This is a genomic window from Streptomyces sp. NPDC052236, from assembly GCF_044548015.1.
Taxonomy (GTDB): Bacteria; Actinomycetota; Actinomycetes; order Streptomycetales; family Streptomycetaceae; genus Streptomyces.
The window spans coordinates 1-24,925 of the sequence record NZ_JBIUBL010000019.1 but is presented as its reverse complement, the minus strand read 5'-3'; the positions used below and the strand labels follow the sequence as shown (position 1 = coordinate 24,925).

Sequence of the window (24,925 nt, the reverse complement as noted above, 5' to 3'; positions counted from 1 at the left end):
GAGCCGGTGAGGGGCGGGACCTAGCCCGTCCTGCCCCCACCAGAGAGGAACGTCTATGGAGGACTCTGCGTCCCCCACTACTTCGAGCACATTCCCGAAGGCCATCTGGCCACAGGTCACGGTCCCCGGCCAGGGCATCCCCAAGCCGCACGCGGACCAGCCGCACAGTGCGGTTGGTCCGCGGACGCAGGAGGGTGCGGACCGGTCCGCAAGCCAGGCGCGGACCAATGGCCTGGTCGCGGACCAGATATCCACTGAGGTGGAGAAGACCCAGGTCGACGGCGCGCGGACCAAACCACGCGCTGCGGACCACGATGGTCCGGGCGGACCGGATGCCACTCTGAGCGCGGACCAGGCTTCTGGTTCTGGTCCGCGCGGGCCAGAAGCCGCAGACCAGACGGCGACTTCCGGTCAGTCGGTCCGCGGGACCGCACCTCAGGTTGTGGATGCGGGGACCGTGCTCGGGGACCGTGATGGGGACGTCGGTCCCCACCGGTCTCCGGGGACCGGCGGTCCCGAACAGGGGACGTCGCACGCGGGGTCCCCGGTCCCCGACAATGAGTTGGGGACCGGGGGACCGTGCAGGCGCCGACGATGTGGTGACCGGTGAAGGTGCGGTGCTGCTGGACGAGGTGCGGGCGGCAATCGGCCGGTACGTGGTGCTGCCGAGCGAGGAGGCGCTGACGGCCGTGACGCTGTGGGTGGCGGCCAGCCATATCCAGCCCGCCCTTCAGCACGCGCCCCGTCTGGCGGTGGTGGGGCCGACCAAGGGGTGCGGTAAATCCCGTCTCCTGGACGTGCTCCACGAGACCGTGCACCAGCCGATGATGACGGTGAACACCTCCCCCGCAGTGGTCTTCCGCGTCATCGGCAAGAACCCGCCGACGCTGCTGGTGGATGAGGCCGACACCATCTTCGGCCCCAAGGCGGGCGAGAAGGAGGACCTGCGCGGCCTGCTGAACGCCGGCCACCAGCGCAACCGGCCCGCCTGGCGCATCTCTGGACCGGAGCACAAGCCGACCGCGTTCCCCACCTTCGCCATGGCAGCGCTGGCGGGGATCGGCGACCTGCCGGACACGATCATGGACCGGGCGGTCGTGATCCGTATGCAGAAGCGCAAGCCCGGCGAGCGGATCACCCCCTTCCGCTCGCGGTACTCCGTCCCCGAATTGAACGCGCTGCGAGACCAGCTCACCGCGTGCCTGACTCCCCTCCGCGGTACCGCTTCCCGCCTGGTGCCCAAGATGCCGGTCGAGGACCGCGCCGCGGACACCTGGGAGCCTCTGGTCATCGTCGCCGACCTGGCCGGTGGCCACTGGCCCGCAAGGGCCCGCGCGGCCTGCCTGGCGATGACCAGGCACGAGGTCGTCCAGGACGAGCAGACCACCTTGAAGACCCGGCTGCTGCGCGATGTCCGTCGCAGCTTCGAGCGGGCGAGCAACCCCGAGGCCCTGCCCACGCAGACTTTGCTCGCCGCTCTTGTCGAGGATGCCGAGGCACCGTGGGCCGAGTACGGCAGCAAGGGCCTGAACGCCTACCACCTTGCCAACTTGCTACGGGACTTCGGCATCAGCCCGGCCAACTACCGCTTCGAAAAGGGCCGCCAGGCCAAGGCGTACATACGCAACAGGTTCCTCGACGCCTGGGCCCGCTACTGCCCCGAGCCAGCAGCGCCGATGCCCGCGCCTGCACATCCGGCCCGAGTCATGCCGCCGACTGCCCCGGCGGGATCGCTGCCCCTCGGCCCGCCCGGCGGCATCGCCGGCCCGAAGCTCACCCGCTGACCTACCCCCGGGTCCGTCTCACTCCGTCACGTCCGTCCCCGCGCACGTCAGCGCGGGGACGGACCACCCCGCCAAGACGGATCCCTCCGTACCTGCGCGAACCTCCGTACCTGCCCTCACCAGCCACGCAACGAATGCAACGGACGTGACCGCGCCCCGCCCCCACCCGCCGGAGCACCACATGCACGACAACGACACGAACAACACCCCTACCCGCCGCCGTAAGAGGCTGTTCGGTCTGGCTCATCGATCAGCAGCAAGCTGGAGCGAACGAGCCTCTAACGAGGCTTCGTCCGCGCTTGCCCCCGCCCCAGGGGTGGCGGGGGAAGAGGCCGAGCGCCAGCGGGCGCCCGAGCCTGAGGAGGGGACAACCGAGCCCAGCACCGCGCCCGTCGCCGACTGCGCCGCCACGCACCCCGAGCAGCCAGCCGATGCCCGACCGCCCGCCGAGCCGCCTGCCGATACGCCGCCCTCCGTTGAGCAGCCTTCGTGGCGCGAGCCCGATGCCCCGGCGCTGCCCGCGCTGATGAACCGGAAGCGCACCACCGAAAACCGCGACCAGGAAAGGACCATCCGCTTCACCCCGACCGCTGTCCGCATCATCGCCAAGGAGGCCGAGCGGTGCGGTCAGAAGTTCGCCGGGTTCGTCGGCGATGCCGCGCTCGCTGTCGCCCTCGGCAAAGCGGGCATGGTCGGCAGCCCCGAGGACGATCCCATCCGCCCCCTGGTCGAGGCCGTCGAGGCACACACCGTCGCGCTGAACCGCATCGGCAACAACCTCAACCAGATCACCACAGCCATCCACCGGGGAACCGTTCCCGAGCAGGCTGAGGCCGTGCTGGTCCGCGTCGAGCAGACGGCCGAGAATAGTTACCGGTTGATCGACCAGCTCCTGGCGGAGGGAGCCTGCCATGGTGCCTGATGTCTCCACCGGCTCCAGCACCCGCGGCCTGATCAACTACCTCTTCGGCAAGGGGCGGCGCGACGAGCACACCGACCCGCACATCGTCGCCGCCTGGGACATGGCTGGCGCCCCCGACCCCGGTCGCGACCCCGAAGCCACCTACACCCAGCTTGCTAGGCGCTTGGACCACCACGTTGATCTGCGCACCCGCGAGCTGGGCGGCCAGAAGCCGCCGCAGCACGTGTGGCACTGCCCGGTACGTACCGCGCCCGGCGACCGCTACCTCACCAATTCCGAGTGGGCCGAGGTCGCCCGCCGCATAGTGGCGGCCACGGGCATCGCGCCCGAGGCAGACGAGAGGGCGTGCCGGTGGATCGCGGTGCGGCACGCCGACGACCACATTCACATCATGGCTACCACTGTCCGCGCCGACGGACGCCGCCCTCGCACCAACCGGGACGGCGTGCGGGCACAGCATGAGTGCCGCAAGATCGAGGCCGAGTTCGGGCTGCGGCGCCTGAAGTCAGGCGACCTCACCGCACCGCCCACACCGACCGGCGCCGAGCGGGCCAAAGCCGAGCGCCAGGGCCAGGACGTCACGGTGCGGGAGTGGCTGCGCGAGCATGCGTACGCGGTCGCTGCCGCCGTACGCAGCGTCGACGACTACTTCACCGTCCTCACGTCGCTCGGCATACAGGTCAAGCCGCGCGTCGGCCCCGAGACAGGTGAGGTGACCGGCTACAGCCTGGCGGCCCCTGGCGACACTGCCCAAGGCGATCCGGTGTGGTACGGCGGCTCAAGCCTCGCGCCCGATCTCTCCTTCAACCGCCTGCGCGAACGCCTCCCCGCTCAGGATGTGGCCGACCACCCCCAGCATGTGGCGGACCCGACCGAAACGTGGCGCCGCGCCGAAACCGCCATCCGCCGTGCTCACAGCGTGCTCGACACGGGCGCCGACGATGTGGCGCAGGGCCACCTAGATGCTTTTGGCGACATCCTGCACAACCTAGCCTTGGCCACGCCAGGCCCGCACCAGTCCGAACTGCATGCGGCGGCAAGGGCATTCAACCGAGCCCGCCGCTCGGTCATCCGGGCCGACCACCAGGCCGCCGCTGCCCTGCGCGAAGCCGCCAAAGAACTCGCCTACGCCACACACGGCCCAGGCGGAATCACCATCGCCCTGGTCTTCGCCGCCATCCACCTGGCGCGCGCCGCCGCCAAGTGGCACGAGCAACGCGGCCACGAACAACAGGCCGCAGCAGCCGAGGAAGCCTTCCGCCACCTGCAGGCCGGCTACCAGCAGGCCGCCGAGCCGGTCCTCGCAGACCTCGCCCGACGCGCTCCCCGCGCCACAACCATCCGCCGCTATGAGGATGATCTTGGTGCGGCCATCCCCGACCACGCCGACCGCATCCTCACCGACCCCGCCTGGCCTGCCCTGACCACCACGCTCGCCCGCGCCGAGACTGCCGGCCACAACCCCCGCCAACTCCTGACGGAAGTCGCCGCCCACCGAGAAATCGATACCGCCGAACACCCCGCCGAGGTCCTCAACTGGCGCATCACTACACAGCCCAACAGGCGAGCACAGGCCGCACGCAGGCGAACCATCGGCGGCACTGCCTCTCAGCCCTCTGCGGCGCCACCTCCAGCCGTGAGGACGGCGGGGCCTGAGGAACGCGGGCGGCACCAGTAGCGGCAACCGTTCTCCCACCCGCAGGGGGACATCTTGCGGGATGGCCGCCGTCAGGCCGCGACCCCGAGTTCCCTCTGGGGCAGGTGGATGATCCCGAACCTCGCACCGCCAAGGGGTCAGGGCAGCATTGAACTCACGAAACGCAGGCATGCCTCGTTCGGCGACTCCGCCCCCCGTGACAAGCTGCGCCCCGCCTTCGAGAGGAGGCGGGGCGCAGCTCGCTATTGGTCAGCCTGAGTCGTCAGGCGGGAACAGTGAGCCGCTTGACCATGATTGCGAACACAGGAGAGTCGTCAAACGGCTTCTGCTCGCCGACCTTTTCGTAACCCCAAGCGTCATAGAGCGCCTGTACCTTCGGGTGCGTCACGTCGACAAGGAGGGTGGCAATGTCCTCGTCCCGGCTGTCGACCAGGGCCTCATGGAGCTGCGTGGACACGCCAGTCTTTCGCCACTTCTCCATAACCATGAGCTCAGACAGGGCGAATACCGTCGCTTCGGGAGCGATGGAAGCGGGGCGGTCTGACCCTTTCCACCAGCCTCCCGTATCGAAGGCCGCACCGTAAGCGAACCCGGTGGGTGCCCCCCGCTCGAACCCGACGACACAGGACCAGCTCTCCTTGCTGCTCCAGTGGTCGACGAACCAGGCGAAGCGTTCCCTCTCGTGGAAGCGATCCTCCTCGCCGTCGTACACAGCGTCGTGCATGTCGAGGAGCATCTCTCGGATATCGGCGGCGTCCTTGTGCGTATAGGTCTTCAGGTCCATGCCTGTGCCCTCTCCGCCCAGTCCAGAAGGCTGGGCTCCCTTGAGCCCGACGACATCACGAGCTTGCGAACGTTCGCCAGGGTGTCAGTCGTGCGCTTTGATCCGCGAACTTTGGCCAAGAGTTCGGCAGCTCGATCGCCGGTACTGCAAGCCAGTGCCAGGTCTCCCTGCCTGGCCTGCGCCAGCGACAGGTGTGCGGTGTAGTACGTGCGGTTGCGGATGCGGTCGGGGTGGATGGCGCCAAGGGCACGATGCAGGTGATACTCAGCGCGATCAGGCTCTCCGAGGCGGAGCCACACGATCGATGTCAGCCCATCAAGCTCGGCTTCGTCGTAGAACTGAATCCAGGGCGGCCGCTCCACGGCAGCGTGTCGACCGAATGTCCGCTCGGCGGCGGTGAGGGCCCGGAGGGCGGTACTTTTGTCGCGGCTGCCTGCATGTGCGTGAGCACTGCGCATGTGTGCCAGAGACGCGTACAGGGGGTCCTTCTTCGCGATGGACAGGCTCTTGGCCGCGTCGGCTGCGGCAGACCCCTCCGCGTAGTCGCCACGCTGGCCGGACACCATCGCAAGGTGGTTCCAGACGTGGTATTGCGTCTCGCTGTCACCTGAAAGCCCGGCGAACGTGACGGCCGAGTCCAGGTGGCCGCGGGCGCGGGCACGGGCCTGGGCGTCGATCGCGGCGAAGGCCGCGGAGCACGTCACGTCCGAGGCAAGGGCGTAGAGCTTGGTCCGTACCCATGTGGAGGTGCCTGCACCGCCAGCCAGGGACGACTTGATTCGCATCGCCAGTTCAACGGCGTGGTTCTCGACTGTCTGAGCCCCGCCGACTTCCTGGTCCTGGGCGATAATCTCGGCGTGCTCGGCGTGGAAACGGCGCACGTCGCTCTGGCCGAGACGGGATCGCGAGGCACCGGCCGTTGCGGCAACGGCGGTCCCGGTGGCAGCGGCGATGAAGGCACGACGGTGCACGGGGTCCTCCGGAGGTGCTTGTGCTGCGTTCTTGGACCGGGGAACGAAACCTAAACCGATTGCCGAACGCCCAAGGACCTTCTCAATACATAACCGCTGCTTCGCCTGCGGCCATCGGGTCTCGCCAGTCAGCCACCGGCGCACATCTCGGTCGGTGACATGTCCTACCTGGCCTGTCAGTGCCTCGATCTCCGCGTTGACGCGCCGAGCCAATTCCGCCTGGCCTACCTGGGACTCAGCTAACGCTGCTGCGAGTTCGCGGTTCTCTCCCACAACTCGAAGGTAGCCGTGCTGACATCGGCGGCGACACCCCGAAGGTAAAAATCACCGGGGTCACGCCTGCGATGTCCAGCGAAATGACCTGGTTCCGCTGCGTGACTGGTCGTTGACTCGGTACAGCCACCGAGGAGGAGAGATTCCCCCGCCCCCTCGGCGGCATGGAGGAGAGCCCGTCCCGGGAGGGAAGACCTCGTGACCATGATCGCCACTAGGCCCAACGCCATCGGTTCCCCTGGCTACAGCGAGACGCTGCCGTGTGAGGCGAAATCCGCGGGCCAAGCTCGACTGTTGGTCAGCGCCGCCCTGATCACGTGGCAACTCAGCCACCTGATCGATGATGGGCAGCTCATCGTTTCCGAGCTGGTAGCCAACGCTGTACAGCACAGTCGTTGCCACCAGGTGCGCGTCAGCGTGGATCGCCCTACAGGGGGCCGAGTCCGGGTGGCTGTATCCGACAAGTCTCGTTCCAAGCCTGCTATGGCAACGCCGAGTGTGGAAGCAGAAGCCGGTCGCGGTCTGCTGCTCGTTGGCAGCGTGGCGGACGACTGGGGCGTTGACTACCGCGGATGGGGCAAGGTCGTTTGGGCCGAGCTCCGCACCGAGGGGAGCGCTTGATGGCCAGACACGCCAAGCGGCGGGCGTCCTTCTCCCTCGTTCCCCGCGGCCTTGCGCTTCGCGGGTCCGCCGACCCCCGTGAGTCTGGCTCCGCCTGGGGGCACGCCCTTCCCGAGCGCGGGTTCGCCGTGTCGGAGGAGGTCCAGCCGGACACCGACCTCCTCCGGCGGTTCCTCGACGCGATGCGGCGCCAGCAGGTCGAGGAGCGGGGCAGTGGACCAGCGCCCATCACGGCCGAGGCCATCCAGCAGACGGCGGACTACGTGCTCAGTAGCCACCTGGACAAGGCACAGGACGGTGAGCTCGACGCGACCGTGCTCACGCTTCAGGGCTACCTGTCCGCCCTTGCGCAGGAGGCGGAGGCGCAGTTGGACCTGGGTCGGGTAGTGGTCGGCGAGATGGTCAGGCGAGCGCGGGCCCTGACCGACGAGAAGTACCGGCCGTCCCGGAAGAGCGCCAGGCACGCGGCTCAAACGGCGCGCGACCTCTTGGCCCTGTTAACCCGTGAGGGCTGGGGAACCGCCTCCACGGCCGAGTCGGAGGAGCCGCTCAGTGCCTAGAAAGATGATCTCCAGACCGACCGTGACACAGTTCGTCGTTGCCTACGACGACGAGCGGGGCAGGCCCGAGGGCAACTTGACGATCCAGTTCACTCCGACGCCGCGACTCGCGTACAGGGTGCCGCTGCCCGGCGACCGTGACCGAGGCGGGGTCCTCTGGGCGCGTGCCGAGCGCACTTCCCGCAGGGGAAGGCCGATCTACGACGCGATGAATTCCGAGCGCCAGCGTGAGTGCATGTACGACCTGCTGTGCCAGGTGTGTGGGGAGCCCGCGAGCCGAAACGCGTACGGCTGGCTCTTCCTGGACTGGCTGATGCCGCTGGACCCGCCGACGTGGCCGGAGGGTTCGCTCACCAACATGCCTCCGCTGTGCGAGAAGGATGCGCGGGTCGCGGTGGAGGAGTGCCCGTACTCTGACCGCTTCGTCCCGCTCCGCGTCAAGCTGCCTCGCCTCTGGGGTGTGTCCGGAGTTCACTACCGGTTGACCGAGGACGGCTGGCAAGCCGACGCCTCGATTCCCTGGCTCAAGTACGGAGACGAAAGTCTGAACGCCGTGCTGGCCTCCCAGCTCGTGCGCGAGCTGCGCAAAGTCACGGTCGTTGACCTCCCATGAGCCGGGCAGCGCAGTTCGTCGCGGCGGTCGTCGTCCGGGTGATCACGGTCGCGGTGATCGTCGGCGGCCGAACCGCCTGACCAAGACTTCCGCCATCGGCGGGGACTTCCCGGGGCGCTGGTTACCAATCACTGCCGGGCAGCCCAACCGATGGCGGATGCCCGCTCCGTAGTGACGGACGGACGGGCCACCCCGAGCTCAGCCGGGCCGGGACCGACGAGAGAAAGGAGGTCGCGCGATGCCCGCGATCACCGAGACGACCGAGACGGAAAAGCCCGAGGTCGTCGAGAGCGACATCGAGATCGCCGAGGAGCCGGACGAAAACGGCGCCGCCGGCGGCAAGGCCCACCAGGGCGACGGCGACACCGCCGAGCCGCTCGGCGCGTACGCCGTGCTCCTCGCCTAACCGCACCGACAGCGCCACCCCATCAGTCCACTCGAAACCGACTCTGAGGAGCTTTCGTGACTACTCCTGCTACGCAGCTCAGCCCTGCCCGCCCGTGGGGTGTCGGCCGACTCGCGCCGTACCCGACCACCGTGCACCGCCCTCACACCACGGTCACCATCGACTCCGAGACACAGGTCGGCGTGTTCCGCGACCGCCTGGGCCAGGTGGTCGAGATGGGCAAGCACGGCACCAGCTCCGGCACCGAGACCTCCACGAACACGAACACCGACTCCGCGCCCGACCAGGGCCACGACCAGGACAGCCAGCAGGACTGATGAACGCGACCGACAAGAGGCCGGTCCTGGTGGCCACCGAGACGGACGACATCACTGCCGACATGGTGATCACCGAACTCAACCGGCGAAGTGTGCCGGTGGTCAGGTTCAACCCCGCTGACATCGGTGCGGACCTGACGGTCTCGGCTCGGTTCGGCACCTGCCCGGCCCCTGTGGCCGGGCAGGTCCGTACCCCGTCGAGAACCACCGACCTGGCCCGCTTACGGGCGGTGTACTGGCGCCGCCCCGTCTGGCCCACCTTCCAGCACCTGGGCGACGACGATGCGCGGTTCGCGGCTGCGCAGGTCCGCTACGGGCTCGGAGGAACGCTGTACGCCCTCGACGGTCCGCTGTGGGTCAATCACCCACTCCGCAACGCAGCCGCTGACTACAAGCCCGCTCAACTCGCCCTTGCCCAGCGCCTCGGCCTTACCGTCCCACCGACGCTCGTGACCAACGATCCGGTTGAGGCCCGCGAATTCATCACCGCTCACGGTCAGGTGATCTACAAGACGCTGCGGTGGACACCGTACGAGCGAGACGGTGTTCCGGTGACCGGGTGGGCGGAGCCGGTCACGGCTGCCGAGATCGATGACAGCGTGCGTGTGACGCCGCACCTGTTCCAGGCCCGCGTGGACAAAGTCGCCGACGTGCGGGTGCTCGTGGTCGGTCGGCAAGTGTTCGCCGTACGGATCGACTCCGGCCTGCTGGACTGGCGCAAGGACTACTCCGCCCTCTCCTACACCGTGGTAGACCTGCCCGACCACGTGGACAGGGCACTTCTTGCCTACCTGGACCACTTCAGGCTGGCGTCCGGGAGCTTTGACCTCGCTGTCGACCGGGCGGGTGACTACTGGTGGCTGGAACTGAATCCGAACGGCCAATGGGGCTGGCTGGAGGAGCACACCGGACTGAAGATGTCCGCCGCATTCGCTGACCTGCTGACACGAGGAGACTTCCCATGACCGATACAGCGCCCGAGCGGCGGGCTCTCGCCGACCGGCTGGAGAAGGCCGGCGTCCTCAAAACACCCCAGTGGCGAGCCGCGGTGGAGGCCGTACCCCGCGAGCTCTTCCTGAACCCCGGAGTCTTCCTGCCCGTGGACGGCGGCCGATGGCGGCCGGTCACCGCAGTAGGAGCCGACCCGGCGGAGTGGGCGCAGATCGCCTACAGCGACCGGTCCCTGGGCACCCAGCTCGACGGACACCTGACCGCGGACCAGACCACTGATCTCGTCGCGGGCTCGCCCACCTCTTCGTCCACCACTCCGGTCACCGTCGTCGACATGATCGAGCACCTGGACGTGGAGGACGGGCACCGCGTGCTGGAGATCGGCACAGGTACCGGCTACTCCTCCGCGCTGATGTGCCACCGCCTCGGCGAAGACAACGTCACGACGATCGAGGTGGACCCGGCGGTGGCGGCCCGTGCGGATGCCGCGCTGGAAACAGCCGGGTTCTCGACATGGACCGTGACCGGGGACGGGCTGCTTGGACACCCGCGTCGTGCTCCGTACGACCGAGTGATCGCCACCTGCGCCGTCCGCCGTATCCCCTACACCTGGATCAGGCAGACCAAGCCCGGCGGGACCATCCTGGCCACCGTCGGCGGCGCATGGTCCTACGGCACCGGCCTCGCGAAGGTCACCGTCGGCGAGGACGGCACCGCCGAGGGCCGAATCATCGGCCGCTCCTCGTTCATGCAGGCAAGGTCCCAGGCCGTGGTGCCGGTGGCCGGTGACCTGTCCGCACGCACGGCCTACGCCGACAGTGAGCGGCAGACAAAGGTGCTGCCCGTCGTACTGGGGGAGTGGATGCCGGCCTTCCTCGCGCAGCTTGCCGCGCCCGGCGCGCAGTTCGTCCGCGCCGTGACGAGTGACGGCGCCCAGCTGCTGTACGTGTTCGATCCGGAGCGCGAGTCATTCGCCGAATTCACCTCTGACGGCGACGACTGGACCGTCCGGCAGGGCGGCCCCGTGGCCCTGTGGGACGACATCGAGCAGGCGCTCACCGCATGGCAGGACGCCGGGAGCCCGGACATCACCGCCGTACAGCTCCACATCACCGCAGAGGCCCACACGTACTGGATCGGCGACAACCCGGCACTGCGCTGGCAGCACCCCCTCGCCTGACCGCCAGGACCGGCGAGGATCGCTACCCTCCTGAGAGAACAACCGCCGAGCCGTAGGGAAGCGCAATGGACGACGAGCCGCTGTCGAACTGGGCGGAGCGCCATGACGCGAAGACAGCCCGCGCATCGAGCGTCGCCTCCCTCACCTACCCGGACGGGTCGATCCGGGTCGGTGAGGGAAGGAAAGCGGCGACACGGGCTGTGACGGCATGATGAACTTGGTTCACTCACGGTTCATTCATGCTCGCTGACCATGACGCGGGGTTCGGCCTTCGACGGACGTAGAGGGCAAGGATTTCACCGTTGAGGAGGCGGCCGAGGACTGCGCGGCTGAGCTGGCGCGCTGGCGGGAAGTACGCGGCATGTCCCAGAGGACGTTGGCCCGAGCCCTGGGCTTCGACTCGTCGTGTGTCAGCCACTTGGAGTCCGGCCGCCACAAGCCAAGCGAGGAGTTCGCACGGCTCACCGACGAAGCTTTGAACGCCGGGAAGGCCATCTGGCGACGCTGGGGCGACTACGAGCAGGCCCGGAACCCGCACCAGGCGCCTACTCGCAGCTCCACCGGCCCCGAGCAGCCGTACGCCACCGGCTCCCCCCTCGTCGTCAAACACGACGCGGCCCGCTTCCAGTACGAACGGTTGCTCCTACCGGCTCACCATGCGCAGGCTGCTGTGGAACACCGGCAACGACCGGTGACCCTACCTGATCCGCAGCTCCGTCGACCGCTACCCCAGCGACCCCGAGCCCAACACCCGCTACTGGGCGCTGGGCTCCCGGCCGGGATAAATCAAGGGACTGGCGGTGGCCGCGGCGCTAGCGTGACGTCATGGTTAAGTCCAGGGAGATCCGAGAAGCCACACTTGACTGGTTGGGGCATTTGTCACAAAACAGGCTTCCGCCTGATGGCTCGGGCTTTCTCTGGGAGATTTTGGCGGAGCAAGAAGCCTGGGAACCAGTACGTGACGCCGTCGCAGCCGCTGTGCCTCCTGGCGTTCGGGGCGACCTGTACTTTTGGCCCGAGGAGAAACGCGAGAGCCCACCGATCATCAATGATGCGGTGCTATTGGACGTCAGTGGCCTCGCATCGGCTGTCCATGCAATCGATGCAGGTGCGACTGTCTCTCTCGATGAGCTGGCCGCAGATTTCGCCCGGTTCTGCACCGGCCCGAAGCCTGTCTCGGAGGATTGGCTTCTCCTTGAGGCCAACTTCCCGGCGGTGACCCAAGTCTCTATCGGTGAGTACAACCTGCAGACCTTCACTGCAGACGAACTAAACCGGCTACAGCCGCTGCCTGCGGCACAAGCGTCGTTGCCCAACCAGCGTTTCCCCGCCCAGTCCTTGGCGGGAGCCCCCTTCCTGCACCGCTTGAATCCCGAGCGCCCATTGGCGCAGTGGGGGATGGAACCGCAGTGGGATATGCGGTCGCGCGAAGAGTTGCTCCACTGGAAACCGATGCTCCCTCTTCTCCTCTGGTCACCAGAACTCACCCGGGTGCAGGCACTTTACAAAGTAGAGCGTGGGCGCCGCGTCCGCTTGGACTACGGGCAGCCGATCGTCGTGAACACCTATGAATACGACGAGGATGCCGGGGAGTACGTAGATCGCGATGAGTTCGAATCCGGCTCGTATCGCGTTGAGGAGTCTGAACTTGAGCGGTTCGCAGCCTTTTGTCAAACGGTCAACCACCGCCTGGAGGAGGTGCTCGCTGGTAGCGGCAAAGCGGGCAAGAAGCGTGCTCGACGGTTGACCAGAGCCTCCAAGCATCTCGTCCGGGCAACGCACCGCACCTACGGCGGTGTCATGACCAAGCGAGTCCCCGAAGACGAAACCGAGGAGGTACTCCTGCAATATGTCATCGCCATGGAGGCACTTCTCGCTGATGAGAACAACCTTGACCTGAGTCGCAAGGTCGCCTACCGAGCTGCCACCCTCTGGCAAGCCGACGAACAGCGCCAGAAAGTCGCCAAGCTCGTCAAGGATGCCTACACAGAACGTTCCAAGTACGTTCACGGCGACGACTTGACGGGCCGTGTCTCCCTCGGCGATCTGCGCGAAGTGGCGTCGCAGACCCTGTTGCGCTGGCTGATCCTGGCAACAAGCGACGCCCAGGACATCCCTAACCTTGCCGATGAAGCGATGCTTTCCGACACGGTTCGACGCACGAGCATCATTGAACCGGTCGATGCTTTTTTCGCGTCATACTCCAGGTCGGCCTGATATCCAAGATCACTGCTTAGTCGGAATCTTGCGCGGAAGGAAGTTTCCCTGGCGCTTCGGCCGTTGACCGTGAACTGGAGGCCGTACGCCGGCCCGGGAGTTCGTCGGCTTTGGAGGGCGGCGAAGTCGGCGTGCGCCTGGGGCGACGGCTTCGGGCTCAAAACTCACCGACATACTCAAGTTTCTCCAGATCGACCTCGAAACCGACTTCGAGTGTTCACCTCGAACCCACGGGTCCGTCCCCGAAAATGGCGGGCTCGGACCGGCGGGCTGAAGATCAACACCCGGAGCGAGCGGAAGGTCGACAAGGAGCTGAACGCCGACATGAAGAAGATCCGCGGCGGTCAGCGCCTGCGGCGGGCGGCCGGGTCGCGGGAGGCAAGTCGACGTCAGGCAGGGTGTACCGTTCCACGGATCGTACGGAGGCGTGCCGGAAGCAGGCCAGCAGCATCGGCGTGGAGGTGCCGTCCTCCTCGTCGTGCGTCAGCGCGCTGTGGCGGAGTCGGTGCAGCGTCCAGCCCTCCTACTCGTCGACGTCCTCGGGCCGGGCGAGGGGGTTGGCGAGTAGTCGGGTGCTCTCCTTCTCTTCCGCGCGCTGGTGGGGGAGCCGGGCCTTCCCCGTGACCGGGCAGACGTCTGAGGTGGGGTACGTGCTGGCGTCTTGCGACCAGTGAGGAACAGCGCGCCCCGGGTAGGGCCAGCGATGCGCCGGGGCAGCAGCTGGGCGGTGCCGGACTGCCAGTGAATCCACTCGATGGCGTCCCCCTTGGCACCGCTCTTCCCGCGCTTCCGCAGTGAGCAAGTCCTCCACATCTAGGCACAGCACCTCGCCGACCCGTGCGGCCTACTGGCAAAGCATCTTCCAAAACGCCTTCTCCCGCACCGCGGCGTTCAGCCGCCACAGGGCCTCAATCTGGTTCTTGGCCACCGCCTTGGTGTGGTCCGGTGGCGCTGGGCGGCGCTCAATCCCAATAGTGAAGTCCCTGGCGATCCAGCCTGCGGCAAGCCACCAGCCGATTACCTTCCGCGCGATGGACAGCTCGCGGTTCACGGTGTCGGCGTTCATCTCGTCCGCCCGCGCCGCGGCGAGTTCGGCGAGGAGAGGCGGCAGGCCCGGGTGGGGAGGGCGGCATCGCCCGTCCCGCCCTGGGAATGGTGGCGGCCAGCATGGGCGTGACGCTATCAAGGCTCATGCGCTGTCCTTCTTCGCGTACGGATGGTCCGGCGGGAGAGTGTTCCCGAGGCCGTCGTCGGTGGCGTACGCCCAGAAGCGGTGAGGCAGGAGCATGCCGCCGAACTGGGAGACCCTGGTGAACCACTTCTCACCGAACACCCAATAGAAGGGGTTGCGCAGATTGTGCGGGCTGTGGTCCGCGTCCGGGACCAGCTTGAGCCCGGTACCGCCTTTGCCCTCCAGCCAGTTCTTCGCCAGCAGGCTAAAGACCAGGTCCCGATAGGGCGCGGCATGCGGACTGCCGGCGACGAGCGCGGTCGTGGCCGCAGTTACCAGGTCGGCCAGCTGCAGCAAGTCGACATGGTCAGACCGAGTAGTCAGTACCGGCAAGACGATCCGGTTGGGGTTGGCGTCGATGTACTGGGTGCCGTTCTTGGTGAGGTCGAGGGTCTCCGCCAGCCACCGCTTCTCGTCGACCCGGCCGCCGGGCGGCTGGTCGGCGATGAGGACCCCGCTGTCACCCGCCGTGTCGAGGACCATCGAGACGCGCTCGTACAGATAGGTGAGCATCTCCAGCTTGATCTTTTGCTCGCTCCAGGAATCCGGCATCCGGTCCGTCGCACAGACGACCACCACTGCGGTGATCCCAAGGTCGAGCGCGTCTTGCAGCATCTGCTGGCGTGCCTCGCGCTGTTTGTCCCACTGCTTGTGCATCGGCCCGCCGTCCGTCGCCCATTTGAATTCGGTCTTCGGCGGCAGCTCCAAGTACGTACGGAGGGCCGCCAGTCGCCCCGCGTACGGGGCGATCGCTTCCTGCGGAACGATCATGGCCCCGTAAGCGTGCAGCGGGCCGAGGTCTGCACGGGGTACGGCGGCGCGGGCCGTCCGTGCGCTGTCGTCAAGAACACGAACCGCAACCGGTCCGCCTCCTGTCGCGGTAAATGCGTAGACCTCGGCGTCGGCGGCTGGACGTACTCACCGCAGGCGGCAGCGACCACCCTAGAGTCCCCGCCGCAGTAAATCCGCTATTACTGCAGCAAGTAGTAACGGGGCCCGCCGGGCATGTTTGCCGACGTCTGCACAGACTGTTCCCTGCGGGGCCCTGACCCCGAAGCGGCCAGGGCCCCGGCGGTCACGTCCGCAGGTGCCCTGGCGCTACAGCACCAACCGCTGTTCGCTGTTCGAGAGCCGAAGTCAGCGGGCGCGGTTCCACCAATCCACGCTCTCCAGCGCCAGCACCTTCTTCTCCAGGGCTTCGGCCGCCTTACCGCTCTCGGTGACCACCCAGCAGACATGAACGTCCGCCCAAGCCAGGTCAGCCTTACCCCATTCCGTCGCCCGCATTGGCCGTCCGCATTCCACCTCCACCAAGCGTTCGCGCAGCCATTCGGGGTCGGCCAGCGCCCGGTCGAACACCGCCTCGCCGAGCCCGGATGCCAGCGCTTTACCGCTGGTGTAGCGCCGCAGCCGACCGTGTAGCCCTTCTCCCTTACGTTCACCTGCTCTACCGACATAGACGAGCGGGCCGACCGGGCCCCGCCTGGCGAGGTAGACGCCCGGCATCCGCGGCACCTCCGCTTTGGCCAGGGGCGCCCATTGCGACCACTGAGCCAGGACCAGAATTTCCTGATCGAGCCCGTCGAACTCCTCGCAGAGGTCGAAGATGTCGGGATCGCGAGGGCCGGGCACCCTGGCCCTGGATGCGTCATAGACCTTGGCATTCTTCGAGGAATACGCATTCCGCGGCGTCCAGACCAGCAACCCGACAGGCGGACCGACAGGCTCCAAGCCCGCGTCGGAGATCTGCTGCCATGTCCTGAAGTTGCGGGGCAGGGTCTCGCGGGTGAACTCAGGCAGCCGATCAGGCTCCGGCACGGCCTCGGGATCTACGAAGTACGGTTCGCCGAAAAGGTCGTAGCCTAGGGGGCTCGGGCATTGCAGTCCTCTCACGAGGAGTACGGGGCCAGTGACCACGCTACCGAGTCCGGGTAGGACCGAAGGTCAGACGCAGGCGCAGTAAAGGCCAAGCCCAGTGCGTCACACAGCGCTACATGTCCATTCGCCGTAGCTAATACGAGAAAAGGGCCTCATGGGGACGCCTCCGGATAGTTCAGAGAAGGGACCGTGCACGCCATGCGGCGGGGAACGTGCCAGCGCGGCTGGAGGCGCTGGGTACGGCGCGGGACTGGACCGGGCGGCGCTGCATAGCCAGTTGGCGGCGGTGCTCTCGGTGGTGCTCCATCTCGTGCGGGGCCGTGGCGGGCAGCGGCGGATCGTCGGATCCACGTGCTGGAGCGGGACGCGGCAGGGTTGACGGTTGGGCGGGACCGGGGGAAGCACGATCCCCATCAGTAGCAAGGTGGTCATGACCCGACCTGGAGGGCACAGGGCCGCTCCAGTCCGCACAGAGTCCGCAGGCCACCCGATCAGGAACATCGCGGGCCACCGCCAGTAAACTACAAAAGGCCAGGTCAGCAACCTTCAGTAAGTATCACTGCAGGTAGCCGACCTGGCCTGTTACTAGGAGACCAAGAAGGCTGCCGCCGCACAGAGCCTGGATGAGCCAGCGAGGGCCGCTACCCCGACTCTGGGGTAGCGGCCCTCGCTGTCGTTTCTGACACCAAGTCAGAGGATTGGCCGGGCGGTGCACACTCGGTGCACAAGCGGGCGGAAAGCAAGCGGTGACAGTGAGAACTACTGAGAAGAGTTTTCGCAGGTCACGGCCTGTTTGCAGGGCTTCCACCCAGGTCGCCCGACCCCGCCTCTTAGATGTCGAAGTACAGCTCGAACTCGTGCGGGTGCGGCCGCAGCTGGATCGGGGCGATTTCGTTCGTCCGCTTGTAGTCGATCCACGTCTCGATCAGGTCCGGCGTGAAGACCCCGCCCGCCAGCAGGTACTCGTTGTCCGCCTCCAGCGCCTCCAGCACCGCCGGGAGCGAGGTCGGCACCTGCGGGACGCTCGCGTGCTCGTCCGGGGCCAGCTCGTAGAGGTCCTTGTCGATCGGCTCCGCCGGCTCGATCTTGTTCTTGACGCCGTCGAGGCCCGCGAGCAGCAGCGCCGAGAATGCCAGGTACGGGTTCGACGACGGGTCCGGCGCGCGGAACTCCACGCGCTTCGCCTTCGGGTTCGACCCCGTGATCGGGATACGCATCGCCGCCGAGCGGTTGCGCTGCGAGTACACCAGGTTGACCGGGGCCTCGAAGCCGGGCACCAGGCGGTGGTACGAGTTCACCGTCGGGTTCGTGAACGCCAGCAGCGACGGCGCGTGCTTCAGGATGCCGCCGATGTAGTAGCGCGCGATGTCCGACAGGCCCGCGTAACCCTGCTCGTCGTAGAACAGCGGCACGCCGCCCTGCCACAGCGACTGGTGTACGTGCATACCCGAGCCGTTGTCGCCGAAGATCGGCTTCGGCATGAAGGTCGCCGTCTTGCCGTTGCGCCACGCGACGTTCTTCACGATGTACTTGAAGAGCATCAGGTCGTCCGCCGCCGCCAGCAGCGTGTTGTACTTGTAGTTGATCTCCGCCTGGCCCGCCGTGCCCACCTCGTGGTGCTGGCGCTCGACCTGGAGGCCGTTCTTGTCCAGCTCCAGGGAGATCTCGGCGCGCAGGTCGGCGAAGTGGTCGACCGGCGGGGCCGGGAAGTAGCCGCCCTTGTAGCGGACCTTGTAGCCGCGGTTGTTCTCGACCGCACCGGTGTTCCAGGCGCCGGCCTCGGAGTCGATGTGGTAGAAGGACTCGTTCGCGGAGGTCTGGAAGCGCACATTGTCGAACACGTAGAACTCGGCCTCGGGGCCGAAGTACGCCGTGTCGGCGACACCCGTCGAGGCGAGGTACGCCTCCGCCTTCTTGGCCACGTTCCGCGGGTCACGGCTGTACTGCTCGCCCGTGATCGGGTCGTGGATGAAGAAGTTGATGTTTACCGTCTTGTCCTTGCGGAACGGGTCGACACGCGCCGTCGACAGGTCCGCACGGAGCGCCATGTCGGACTCGTGGATGGCCTGGAAGCCGCGGATCGACGAGCCGTCGAATGCGAGCTCACTGTCCGGATCGAACACCGCTGCCGGGATGGTGAAGTGCTGCATTACACCAGGCAGGTCGCAGAACCGGACATCGACGAACTTCACGTCCTCGTCGGCGATGAACTTCTTCGCGTCGTCGGCGTTCTGGAACATCCAACTCCTCCTACTCCCGACCCGGGAGGGGCGGGGTTGCAGCTCGATCGTGCGGCCAGTGCGGTGGCACACGCTGGTCCCGACCTTAGGCAGCCAGGATTTCTCCAGCATGACCCATTTGTTTCGCGGAAGTTAACCGGGTCCGGGGGTGCCGGGGGTCAAAACCGAGTCAAGCACCCGCGCCGCCCCAGGTCGAACCCAGCGCAGTACCGTATACGGGTGGACAAGAGGCAAGCAATTGGATCGTGGCTTTCCGGGCCCCGCGCGGCGGCCGAGGACATGGGCGTCGACTTCGGCTACCGGGGTGAGGGCCTGGGGCTCCCGGAGGAGGGGCCCGGCTCCGCCGCACCCCTCGGGCGGCGCTTCGGCGCCCTCTTCATCGACTGGGGGCTGTGCCTCCTGATCGCATACGGGCTGCTCGCGCAACGTGACGGGCAGGTCGCCGGAAACTGGGCCCTCGGCACCTTCCTCGTACTGAGCATCGTCACCGTGGGCACAGTCGGCTTCACTCCGGGCAAGCGGATCTTCGGGCTGCGCGTCATCGCCGAGGGCGGCGGGCGGCTGGGAGCCCTGCGCGTCATCTTGCGCAGCGCGCTGCTCTGCCTCGCCATCCCGGCCCTCATCTGGGACCGCGACGGGCGCGGGCTGCACGACCGCCTCGCCCGCGCCATACAAGTACGGCTCTGAGCAAGAGCAAGAGAACAAGAAAAGAGGCGGCCGGGACACCATCGTCCCGGCCGCCTCTTCATGTTGTGTCCTGCGTGTTGTGTCCTGCGTGGATCAGCGCATCTTTCCGCCGCGCGGCATCCTCATACCCTTCGGCATCGGACCCTTCGGCAGCGGCATATTGCTCATCAGGTCACCCATCGCCCGCAAGCGGTCATTCGCCGCCGTGACCTGCGGCCCCGTGAGTACCCGCGGCAGCTTCATCATCGTGGTGCGCACCTTCTTCAGCGGCACCTGACCCTCGCCGTCCCCGACAATGATGTCGTGCACCGGCACGTCCACCACGATGCGCGCCATCCGCTTCTTCTCGGCCGCCAGCAGAGACTTCAACCGGTTCGGGTTGCCCTCCGCCACCAGTACGATGCCCGCCTTGCCGACCGCCCTGTGCACCACGTCCTGGCTGCGGTTCATCGCCACCGCAGGGGTCGTGGACCAGCCGCGGCCCACGTTCTGCAGCACAGCCGCAGCCGCGCCCGGCTGTCCCTCCATCTGCCCGAAGGCCGCCCGCTCGGCGCGGCGTCCGAAGACGATCGCCATCGCGAGGAAGGCCAGCAGGAAGCCAAGGATGCCCAGATAGATGGGGTGGTCGATCAAGAAGCCGATCGCGAGGAAGACACCGAAGGTGACGATTCCCACAGCCGCGAGTACAAGACCGACCTTTGAGTCGGCCTTTCGGGTCATCTTGTAGGTCAGAGCGATCTGCTTCAGTCGCCCGGTGTTCGCAGCGTCGTCAGTGCTGTCTGTGTTTGCCTTCCTCGCCATACAAGGAAGTTTACGTGGCCTGGGAAGTGCGCTCGGCCACGGCCTCCAGTACGTGCTGTGCCTCGACCCGGTCCTTGGCCCGGCGCCGGTCTTCGAGGACCGCCGTCCACGCGTTCCGGCGGGCGGTGCGCTGCCCGCTGCCCAGGAGCAGAGACTCCATGGCGCGCAGGGCATCAGTGACGGATGGGATGGCGGTGGCACTTACGGGACGAACCGGCGCAGCCTGCATGGTGGAGGTCCCCCTCGGGGCGAGCGTCGACGATGAGACGAATGGGGTGGGGCGGTGGGGCGGTGGGACGAAACGACGAAACGACGAAACACAGTGCGCCGGGTTACGCGCCACGCTGCGGTGCGGGGGGCGGCGCGTGCCGTGCGTAAAGCCACTGTCACTGATTGGTGTTACCAGGGCATGACCGACCGGTCAAACACCGATGAAACCTTTTTGCCCTGCACCCAAACGGCGACGCGGCCCGTACACCTCCCCCACCTGCGGGGAGGGTACGAGCCGCGCACAACGCCCACTACTGCTCGGTAGTTACTTGTGCCTGAATTCACACAGTTTGCTGGGCAGCCACCGCGCCCCGTCGCTCCATCGCCTGCTGGTACAGCCGGCCCGCGCGGTACGAGGAACGGACCAGCGGACCCGACATCACGCCGGAGAAGCCGATCTCCTCGGCCTCCTCCTTCAGCTCCACGAACTCGTGCGGCTTCACCCAGCGCTCGACCGGGTGGTGCCGTACCGAAGGACGCAGGTACTGCGTGATCGTGATCAGCTCACAGCCCGCCTCGTGCAGGTCGCGCAGCGCCTCGCTGACCTCTGCGCGCTCCTCGCCCATCCCCAGGATCAGGTTCGACTTGGTGATCAGGCCGGCCTCGCGAGCCCGCGTGATGACATCGAGCGAACGCTCGTACCGGAAACCGGGACGGATCCGCTTGAATATCCGGGGCACCGTCTCGACGTTGTGCGCGAGCACCTCCGGGCGCGAGGAGAAGACCTCGGCCAGCTGCTCCGGCACCGCGTTGAAGTCGGGGATGAGCAGCTCGACTTTCGTGCCACCCGCCTCGCGCTCCGACGTCATCGTGTGGATCCGGCGCACCGTCTCCGCGTACAGCCAGGCCCCGCCGTCCTCCAGGTCGTCGCGTGCGACGCCCGTGATCGTGGCGTAGTTCAGGTCCATCGTGACGACGGACTCCCCCACGCGCCGCGGCTCGTCGCGATCGAGCTCGGCGGGCTTGCCCGTGTCGATCTGGCAGAAGTCGCAGCGCCGGGTGCACTGGTCGCCACCGATGAGGAAGGTCGCCTCGCGGTCCTCCCAGCATTCGTAGATATTCGGACAGCCGGCCTCCTGGCACACGGTGTGCAAACCCTCGCTCTTCACGAGTTTCTGCATCTGCGTGTACTCGGGGCCCATCTTCGCCCGGGTCTTGATCCACTCGGGCTTGCGCTCGATGGGGGTCTGGCTGTTCCGGACCTCCAGGCGCAGCATCTTGCGTCCGTCGGGTGCGACAGCGGACACGTCGGCGCCCCTTTCTGCTCTCGCGGCATTCGATTCCGCGGCGCACACCAGCGTACGCCCGCTATTTCTGTGGCCTTACGTCTGGCCAACCGATGGCCAGAGGGGCCCATTCCCTACCCGGCGGCCCCGACGACACGCGGTCGCAGGTCGGCGCTCTCCAGTACGTCCCGCAGGTGCTTCTCGGCCACCGGAAGCACCTCGGCGATCGTGATCTCGCGGCCCAGCTCGTAACTGAGTGACGTCACGCCCGCGTCCCTGATGCCGCACGGCACGATCCGGTCGAACCAGGTGTTGTCCGGGTTCACATTGAGCGCGAAGCCGTGCATCGAGACGCCCTTGGCGATACGGATGCCGATCGCCGCGAGCTTGCGGTCCTCGCGGCGCTGGCCGGCGTTGGAGGGGGCGTACTCCGGGCCGTTCATCCGGGCGTCGAACTCCTCGTCCTGAAGCCGCGGGTCGAGGTCGAGCGAGAGTCCGCCGATCGCCGGACGCTCCTCGACCGGGTCGCCCAGCACCCACACACCGCTGCGCCCCTCCACCCGGCTCGTCTCCACGCCGAAGTCCGCGGCCGTACGGATGAGGGCGTCCTCGATACGGCGCACATGCGCGATGACGTCCACCGGGCGCGGCAGCTTCAGGATCGGGTAGCCGACCAGCTGACCCGGGCCGTGCCAGGTGATCTTGCCGCCGCGGTCCACGTCGATGACGGGGGTGCCGTCCAGGGGGCGTTCGCTGTCCTGGGTGCGGCGTCCCGCCGTGTAGACGGGCGGGTGCTCAAGGAGCAGACAGGTGTCCGGGATCTCGTCCGCGAAACGGGCGGCGTGGACCTCGCGCTGCTTCTGCCACGCCTCCTCGTACGCGACGGCTTCCCCGCCGAACCCCAGTGGGACGAACCGCAGCTCATTCACGAGCTCGCTCTCCACGGCTGTGCCTCCCTAGGACCTTCACCATGCACCATGCACTTATTCGCGCCATGCCACTGTACGGCGGCTCCCGGATCGGCGACCGGCCAGGTGCTGCCGGGGCGCCGGCTCGGCGATGTTCGTCAGCGGGGTCCCCGATCCTCACACGATCGGATGAACGCAGGGCGAAGGCGTCGGCCCGCTGGGCAGGGACCGCTAAATTCGCGCCGTTCCAGTGAGGGCTGCTCCCGGCCCGGAAGGCAGGAGACCGCACAGCTGATGACGGAACGACCCCCACAGCGCACCCCCAACCGACAGCTCGCCGCGCTCATCGCGGAAGCGGGATTCTCCAACGCGGGCCTCGCCCGAAGAGTGGACCAGCTCGGCCTTGAGCATGGCCTCGATCTGCGGTACGACAAAACCTCGGTGACGCGCTGGCTGCGCGGCCAGCAGCCGCGTGGTACGACGCCGGCCCTGATCGCCGAGGTGTTCACCCGGCGGCTGGGCCGCCGGTTCTCGGCCCAGGACCTGGGCCTGGACGCCTGCGCCCCCGTCTACGCGGGCCTGGAATTCGCGGCCTCGCCCGAAGAGGCCGTGGACATCGTCGGCGGCCTGTGGCGCAAGGACTCCGGCAGCCACGCGGAGCTCCGCAAGATCGCGTTCACCCCGGCGGGCCTGGTGGTGCCGAGCAGAGACTGGCTGATCGGGCGGGCGGACGAGCGGGTCGGCCGGGGTGAGGCGGCCCAGAACGGGGTCGCCAGGGTGCCCGCGCAGTGCAGGCCGCCGTCCGTGGCCTCCGTGGCCTCCGTGGCGCGGCAGCGCGGGACGGACCGGGGCCCGGGGCAGCGGGTCTCCAGCGGCGATATCGCCGCGCTGCGGTCGGTCGGTGAGCTGTTCCGCACGGTCGACCACGCGTACGGCGGCGGGCACGCCAGACAGGCGCTGGTGCGTTATCTGGAGCACGAGGTCGAGCCGATGATGCGTGGCGTGTACGGCGAGGTGACCGGGCGGCGGCTGTTCGCGGCTACGGCGGATCTGACCCGGCTGGCCGGCTGGACCTCGTACGACATCGCGGCGCACGGTCTGGCGCAGCGCTACTTCGTCCAGGCGCTACGGCTCTCCCAGGCGGCGGGCGACCGGGCGTACGGCTCGTATGTGCTGGTCACCATGAGCCGCCAGGCCATCTACCTGGGGCACGGGCGGGAGGCGGTGCAGCTGACGCGCGTGGCCCAGCAGGGGGTGGGCGCGTCGGCGCCGCCGGTGGTGCAGGCGCTGCTGCACTCGGTCGAGGCGCGCGGGCACGGTGTGCTGGGCGAGGCACGGGCGTGCACGGCCTCGCTGGTGCGGGCGGAGCGGGCGATGGAGATGGCACGGCCGGGGGACGACGTACCGCACTGGGCGCGCTTCTTCGACGAGGCGCAGCTGGCGGACGAGTTCGGGCACTGCCACCGGGACCTGCAGCAGTACCGCTCGGCGGCACAGCACGCGGAACGCTCGCTCCAGCTGCACGCGCCGGCACTGGCGCGCAGCCGCCTCTTCTGCCGGGTGGTGCTGGCGTCTGCCCGGCTGGGCATGGGGGAGCTGGATCAGGCGTGCGCGCTGGGGGCGGAGGCGGCGCTGCAGGCGTCGGAGATGCGGTCGGCGCGGGCGGTGGAGTACGTACGGGACTTCGAGCGGCGGCTGGAGCCGTATCGGGACGCGGCGGCGGTACGGACTTATCGCGACCGGGTGGCAGCGCTGGGCTGAGGGCGCAGTGGCTTCCCCCACCCCGCCCTTTCCCGTAACTGGGGGCGGGGGAGGGTTACGTGGGGGCTGACGCCCCCGCACCCCCGTGCTCCGGCGGCTTCGCCGCGGAGGACAGGCGCAACCCCGCCCTGCCGGGCGGACCTTCACGGCTGACGCCCCGCGTTCCAGCGGCTTCGCCGACCCAGAACTGGCCGCGCAGCTCCCCGGTCAGCGCCGCACCCGCCCTGTGCGCCCCCGGGTGGCCCCGGGTTCCAGGTGCGCGGGGGACGCGCGCAGTCGCAGAACACGAGCCCCAACGCGGAAGTGACCAGCATCGGATGAACGTGGGCCGGGGGCGTCGGTGGTTGCTCCCCGGTGGTGGGTTTCCCCGGCGAATGCCAGAACCTGCCCCGCAGGTCCCCGGTCAGCGCCGCACCCGCCTGCGGGGCAACCACGGAGTGCCCGGGGTCCCCGGGGGGCGAGGGACGCGCAGCGGGCGCGTTCTGGACGTAACGCGGCGCAGCTCGCGCGAAGCGCGGTGACCACGCGGCGGAGCCGCACATCGGATGCGGCGCAGTCCAGAACACGAGCCCCAACGCGGAAGTGACCAGCATCGGATGAACGTGGGCCGGGGGCGTCGGTGGTTGCTCCCCGGTGGTGGGTTTCCCCGGCGAACCGCCAGAGCCCG

At 67.9% G+C, this 24,925-nt stretch carries 24 protein-coding genes and 2 pseudogenes; 16 read left to right on the top strand and 10 right to left on the bottom strand.

Annotated features, from left to right (window positions below; genetic code table 11):
• The first annotated feature begins 557 nt into the window (after positions 1–557).
• The 3 genes from ACIHCQ_RS27890 (at position 558) to ACIHCQ_RS27880 (ending at position 4,384) form a co-directional block, all read left to right on the top strand.
• Positions 558–1,784, top strand: coding sequence for a DUF3631 domain-containing protein (locus ACIHCQ_RS27890; RefSeq protein ID WP_399667889.1), 1,227 nt, complete (start codon positions 558–560; stop codon positions 1,782–1,784).
• 316 nt (positions 1,785–2,100) lie between these two features.
• On the top strand, positions 2,101–2,706 hold the full coding sequence (gene mobC, locus ACIHCQ_RS27885) for a plasmid mobilization relaxosome protein MobC (protein ID WP_399668260.1): 606 nt from the start codon (positions 2,101–2,103) through the stop codon (positions 2,704–2,706).
• The gene (locus ACIHCQ_RS27880) at positions 2,696–4,384 is read left to right on the top strand and encodes a relaxase/mobilization nuclease domain-containing protein (protein WP_399667886.1); all 1,689 of its coding nucleotides are present in this window, start codon (positions 2,696–2,698) and stop codon (positions 4,382–4,384) included. The genes mobC and ACIHCQ_RS27880 overlap by 11 nt, the downstream gene beginning before the upstream one ends.
• 241 nt (positions 4,385–4,625) lie before the next feature.
• Here the strand turns inward: ACIHCQ_RS27880 and ACIHCQ_RS27875 are convergent, their stop codons facing one another.
• Entirely contained in the window at positions 4,626–5,147 is a 522-nt protein-coding gene (locus tag ACIHCQ_RS27875) for a GNAT family N-acetyltransferase (protein ID WP_399667883.1), read from the bottom strand.
• Entirely contained in the window at positions 5,138–6,391 is a 1,254-nt protein-coding gene (locus ACIHCQ_RS27870) for an XRE family transcriptional regulator (protein WP_399667880.1), read from the bottom strand. The genes ACIHCQ_RS27875 and ACIHCQ_RS27870 overlap by 10 nt, the downstream gene beginning before the upstream one ends.
• 204 nt (positions 6,392–6,595) lie before the next feature.
• On the opposite strand from ACIHCQ_RS27870, the gene ACIHCQ_RS27865 reads away from it, so the two are divergent.
• From ACIHCQ_RS27865 to ACIHCQ_RS27820, 10 genes and pseudogenes are all read left to right on the top strand, one after another.
• Positions 6,596–7,012 carry an ATP-binding protein gene (locus tag ACIHCQ_RS27865; RefSeq protein ID WP_399668257.1) on the top strand — a complete coding sequence of 139 codons (417 nt, stop codon included), beginning with the start codon at positions 6,596–6,598 and terminating at the stop codon, positions 7,010–7,012.
• Positions 7,012–7,572 carry a DUF6415 family natural product biosynthesis protein gene (locus ACIHCQ_RS27860; protein ID WP_399667877.1) on the top strand — a complete coding sequence of 187 codons (561 nt, stop codon included), beginning with the start codon at positions 7,012–7,014 and terminating at the stop codon, positions 7,570–7,572. The genes ACIHCQ_RS27865 and ACIHCQ_RS27860 overlap by 1 nt, the downstream gene beginning before the upstream one ends.
• A gap of 22 nt (positions 7,573–7,594) precedes the next feature.
• Positions 7,595–8,185: a hypothetical protein gene (locus tag ACIHCQ_RS27855; protein ID WP_399667875.1), complete on the top strand. Its 591-nt coding sequence runs from the start codon at positions 7,595–7,597 to the stop codon at positions 8,183–8,185.
• Positions 8,186–8,423: 238 nt separating this feature from the next.
• The gene (locus ACIHCQ_RS27850) at positions 8,424–8,591 is read left to right on the top strand and encodes a hypothetical protein (protein ID WP_399667872.1); all 168 of its coding nucleotides are present in this window, start codon (positions 8,424–8,426) and stop codon (positions 8,589–8,591) included.
• A gap of 56 nt (positions 8,592–8,647) precedes the next feature.
• The gene (tgmA, locus tag ACIHCQ_RS27845; protein ID WP_399667869.1) at positions 8,648–8,908 is read left to right on the top strand and encodes a putative ATP-grasp-modified RiPP; all 261 of its coding nucleotides are present in this window, start codon (positions 8,648–8,650) and stop codon (positions 8,906–8,908) included.
• Entirely contained in the window at positions 8,908–9,873 is a 966-nt protein-coding gene (tgmB, locus tag ACIHCQ_RS27840; RefSeq protein ID WP_399667866.1) for an ATP-grasp ribosomal peptide maturase, read from the top strand. Before tgmA ends, tgmB begins: the two co-directional genes overlap by 1 nt.
• Positions 9,870–11,039: an ATP-grasp peptide maturase system methyltransferase gene (tgmC, locus tag ACIHCQ_RS27835; RefSeq protein ID WP_399667864.1), complete on the top strand. Its 1,170-nt coding sequence runs from the start codon at positions 9,870–9,872 to the stop codon at positions 11,037–11,039. The genes tgmB and tgmC overlap by 4 nt, the downstream gene beginning before the upstream one ends.
• Before the next feature lie 65 nt (positions 11,040–11,104).
• Complete coding sequence (locus ACIHCQ_RS27830) at positions 11,105–11,251, top strand: hypothetical protein (protein ID WP_399667861.1); 147 nt, start codon at positions 11,105–11,107, stop codon at positions 11,249–11,251.
• A 149-nt stretch (positions 11,252–11,400) separates the two neighbouring features.
• Positions 11,401–11,484, top strand: a pseudogene (locus ACIHCQ_RS27825) (hypothetical protein); the annotation flags it as partial.
• Positions 11,485–11,864: 380 nt separating this feature from the next.
• A complete protein-coding gene (locus ACIHCQ_RS27820) occupies positions 11,865–13,256 on the top strand; it encodes a hypothetical protein (RefSeq protein ID WP_399668284.1) in 1,392 nt (463 codons plus the stop codon).
• An 844-nt stretch (positions 13,257–14,100) separates the two neighbouring features.
• Here ACIHCQ_RS27820 and ACIHCQ_RS27815 read toward each other — a convergent pair.
• The 3 genes from ACIHCQ_RS27815 to ACIHCQ_RS27805 form a co-directional block, all read right to left on the bottom strand.
• The gene (locus ACIHCQ_RS27815; RefSeq protein WP_399667857.1) at positions 14,101–14,322 is read right to left on the bottom strand and encodes a hypothetical protein; all 222 of its coding nucleotides are present in this window, start codon (positions 14,320–14,322) and stop codon (positions 14,101–14,103) included.
• A 123-nt stretch (positions 14,323–14,445) separates the two neighbouring features.
• Positions 14,446–15,258 carry a hypothetical protein gene (locus tag ACIHCQ_RS27810; RefSeq protein ID WP_399667854.1) on the bottom strand — a complete coding sequence of 271 codons (813 nt, stop codon included), beginning with the start codon at positions 15,256–15,258 and terminating at the stop codon, positions 14,446–14,448.
• A gap of 366 nt (positions 15,259–15,624) precedes the next feature.
• Complete coding sequence (locus ACIHCQ_RS27805) at positions 15,625–16,305, bottom strand: hypothetical protein (RefSeq protein ID WP_399667851.1); 681 nt, start codon at positions 16,303–16,305, stop codon at positions 15,625–15,627.
• Between the two features lie 243 nt (positions 16,306–16,548).
• Between ACIHCQ_RS27805 and ACIHCQ_RS27800 the strand changes: the two are divergent.
• Positions 16,549–16,743: pseudogene (locus ACIHCQ_RS27800) on the top strand (secretion protein); the annotation flags it as partial.
• A gap of 452 nt (positions 16,744–17,195) precedes the next feature.
• On the opposite strand, the gene glnA reads toward ACIHCQ_RS27800, so the two are convergent.
• On the bottom strand, positions 17,196–18,605 hold the full coding sequence (gene glnA, locus ACIHCQ_RS27795; protein ID WP_399667848.1) for a type I glutamate--ammonia ligase: 1,410 nt from the start codon (positions 18,603–18,605) through the stop codon (positions 17,196–17,198).
• A gap of 219 nt (positions 18,606–18,824) precedes the next feature.
• Here glnA and ACIHCQ_RS27790 point away from each other — a divergent pair, with 219 nt between their 5' ends.
• Positions 18,825–19,292 (top strand): RDD family protein, encoded by a 468-nt coding sequence (locus ACIHCQ_RS27790; protein ID WP_399667845.1) that lies wholly within the window; start codon positions 18,825–18,827, stop codon positions 19,290–19,292.
• A gap of 93 nt (positions 19,293–19,385) precedes the next feature.
• Here ACIHCQ_RS27790 and ACIHCQ_RS27785 read toward each other — a convergent pair whose 3' ends face one another.
• The 4 genes from ACIHCQ_RS27785 to lipB form a co-directional block, all read right to left on the bottom strand.
• Positions 19,386–20,093 carry a DUF4191 domain-containing protein gene (locus ACIHCQ_RS27785; RefSeq protein WP_399667842.1) on the bottom strand — a complete coding sequence of 236 codons (708 nt, stop codon included), beginning with the start codon at positions 20,091–20,093 and terminating at the stop codon, positions 19,386–19,388.
• 10 nt (positions 20,094–20,103) lie between these two features.
• The gene (locus tag ACIHCQ_RS27780; protein WP_399667839.1) at positions 20,104–20,322 is read right to left on the bottom strand and encodes a hypothetical protein; all 219 of its coding nucleotides are present in this window, start codon (positions 20,320–20,322) and stop codon (positions 20,104–20,106) included.
• A 322-nt stretch (positions 20,323–20,644) separates the two neighbouring features.
• Positions 20,645–21,610: a lipoyl synthase gene (lipA, locus tag ACIHCQ_RS27775; protein WP_399667836.1), complete on the bottom strand. Its 966-nt coding sequence runs from the start codon at positions 21,608–21,610 to the stop codon at positions 20,645–20,647.
• A gap of 113 nt (positions 21,611–21,723) precedes the next feature.
• On the bottom strand, positions 21,724–22,518 hold the full coding sequence (gene lipB, locus ACIHCQ_RS27770) for a lipoyl(octanoyl) transferase LipB (protein WP_399668254.1): 795 nt from the start codon (positions 22,516–22,518) through the stop codon (positions 21,724–21,726).
• Positions 22,519–22,791: 273 nt separating this feature from the next.
• Here lipB and ACIHCQ_RS27765 point away from each other — a divergent pair, with 273 nt between their 5' ends.
• Entirely contained in the window at positions 22,792–24,258 is a 1,467-nt protein-coding gene (locus ACIHCQ_RS27765; protein ID WP_399667833.1) for a regulator, read from the top strand.
• Positions 24,259–24,925 lie beyond the last annotated feature (667 nt).

Coding starts and splice junctions, on each gene's coding strand:
- ACIHCQ_RS27890 (WP_399667889.1), top strand. CDS start 558: ATGAGTTGGGGACCGGGGGACCGTGCAGGCGCCGACGATGTGGTGACC.
- ACIHCQ_RS27865 (WP_399668257.1), top strand. CDS start 6,596: ATGATCGCCACTAGGCCCAACGCCATCGGTTCCCCTGGCTACAGCGAG.
- ACIHCQ_RS27785 (WP_399667842.1), bottom strand. CDS start 20,093: ATGGCGAGGAAGGCAAACACAGACAGCACTGACGACGCTGCGAACACC.
- ACIHCQ_RS27815 (WP_399667857.1), bottom strand. CDS start 14,322: ATGAACGCCGACACCGTGAACCGCGAGCTGTCCATCGCGCGGAAGGTA.
- ACIHCQ_RS27810 (WP_399667854.1), bottom strand. CDS start 15,258: ATGATCGTTCCGCAGGAAGCGATCGCCCCGTACGCGGGGCGACTGGCG.
- ACIHCQ_RS27860 (WP_399667877.1), top strand. CDS start 7,012: ATGGCCAGACACGCCAAGCGGCGGGCGTCCTTCTCCCTCGTTCCCCGC.
- tgmB (WP_399667866.1), top strand. CDS start 8,908: ATGAACGCGACCGACAAGAGGCCGGTCCTGGTGGCCACCGAGACGGAC.
- glnA (WP_399667848.1), bottom strand. CDS start 18,605: ATGTTCCAGAACGCCGACGACGCGAAGAAGTTCATCGCCGACGAGGAC.
- ACIHCQ_RS27780 (WP_399667839.1), bottom strand. CDS start 20,322: ATGCAGGCTGCGCCGGTTCGTCCCGTAAGTGCCACCGCCATCCCATCC.
- tgmC (WP_399667864.1), top strand. CDS start 9,870: ATGACCGATACAGCGCCCGAGCGGCGGGCTCTCGCCGACCGGCTGGAG.
- ACIHCQ_RS27875 (WP_399667883.1), bottom strand. CDS start 5,147: ATGGACCTGAAGACCTATACGCACAAGGACGCCGCCGATATCCGAGAG.
- ACIHCQ_RS27830 (WP_399667861.1), top strand. CDS start 11,105: ATGGACGACGAGCCGCTGTCGAACTGGGCGGAGCGCCATGACGCGAAG.
- ACIHCQ_RS27850 (WP_399667872.1), top strand. CDS start 8,424: ATGCCCGCGATCACCGAGACGACCGAGACGGAAAAGCCCGAGGTCGTC.
- ACIHCQ_RS27880 (WP_399667886.1), top strand. CDS start 2,696: ATGGTGCCTGATGTCTCCACCGGCTCCAGCACCCGCGGCCTGATCAAC.
- ACIHCQ_RS27820 (WP_399668284.1), top strand. CDS start 11,865: ATGGTTAAGTCCAGGGAGATCCGAGAAGCCACACTTGACTGGTTGGGG.
- ACIHCQ_RS27765 (WP_399667833.1), top strand. CDS start 22,792: ATGACGGAACGACCCCCACAGCGCACCCCCAACCGACAGCTCGCCGCG.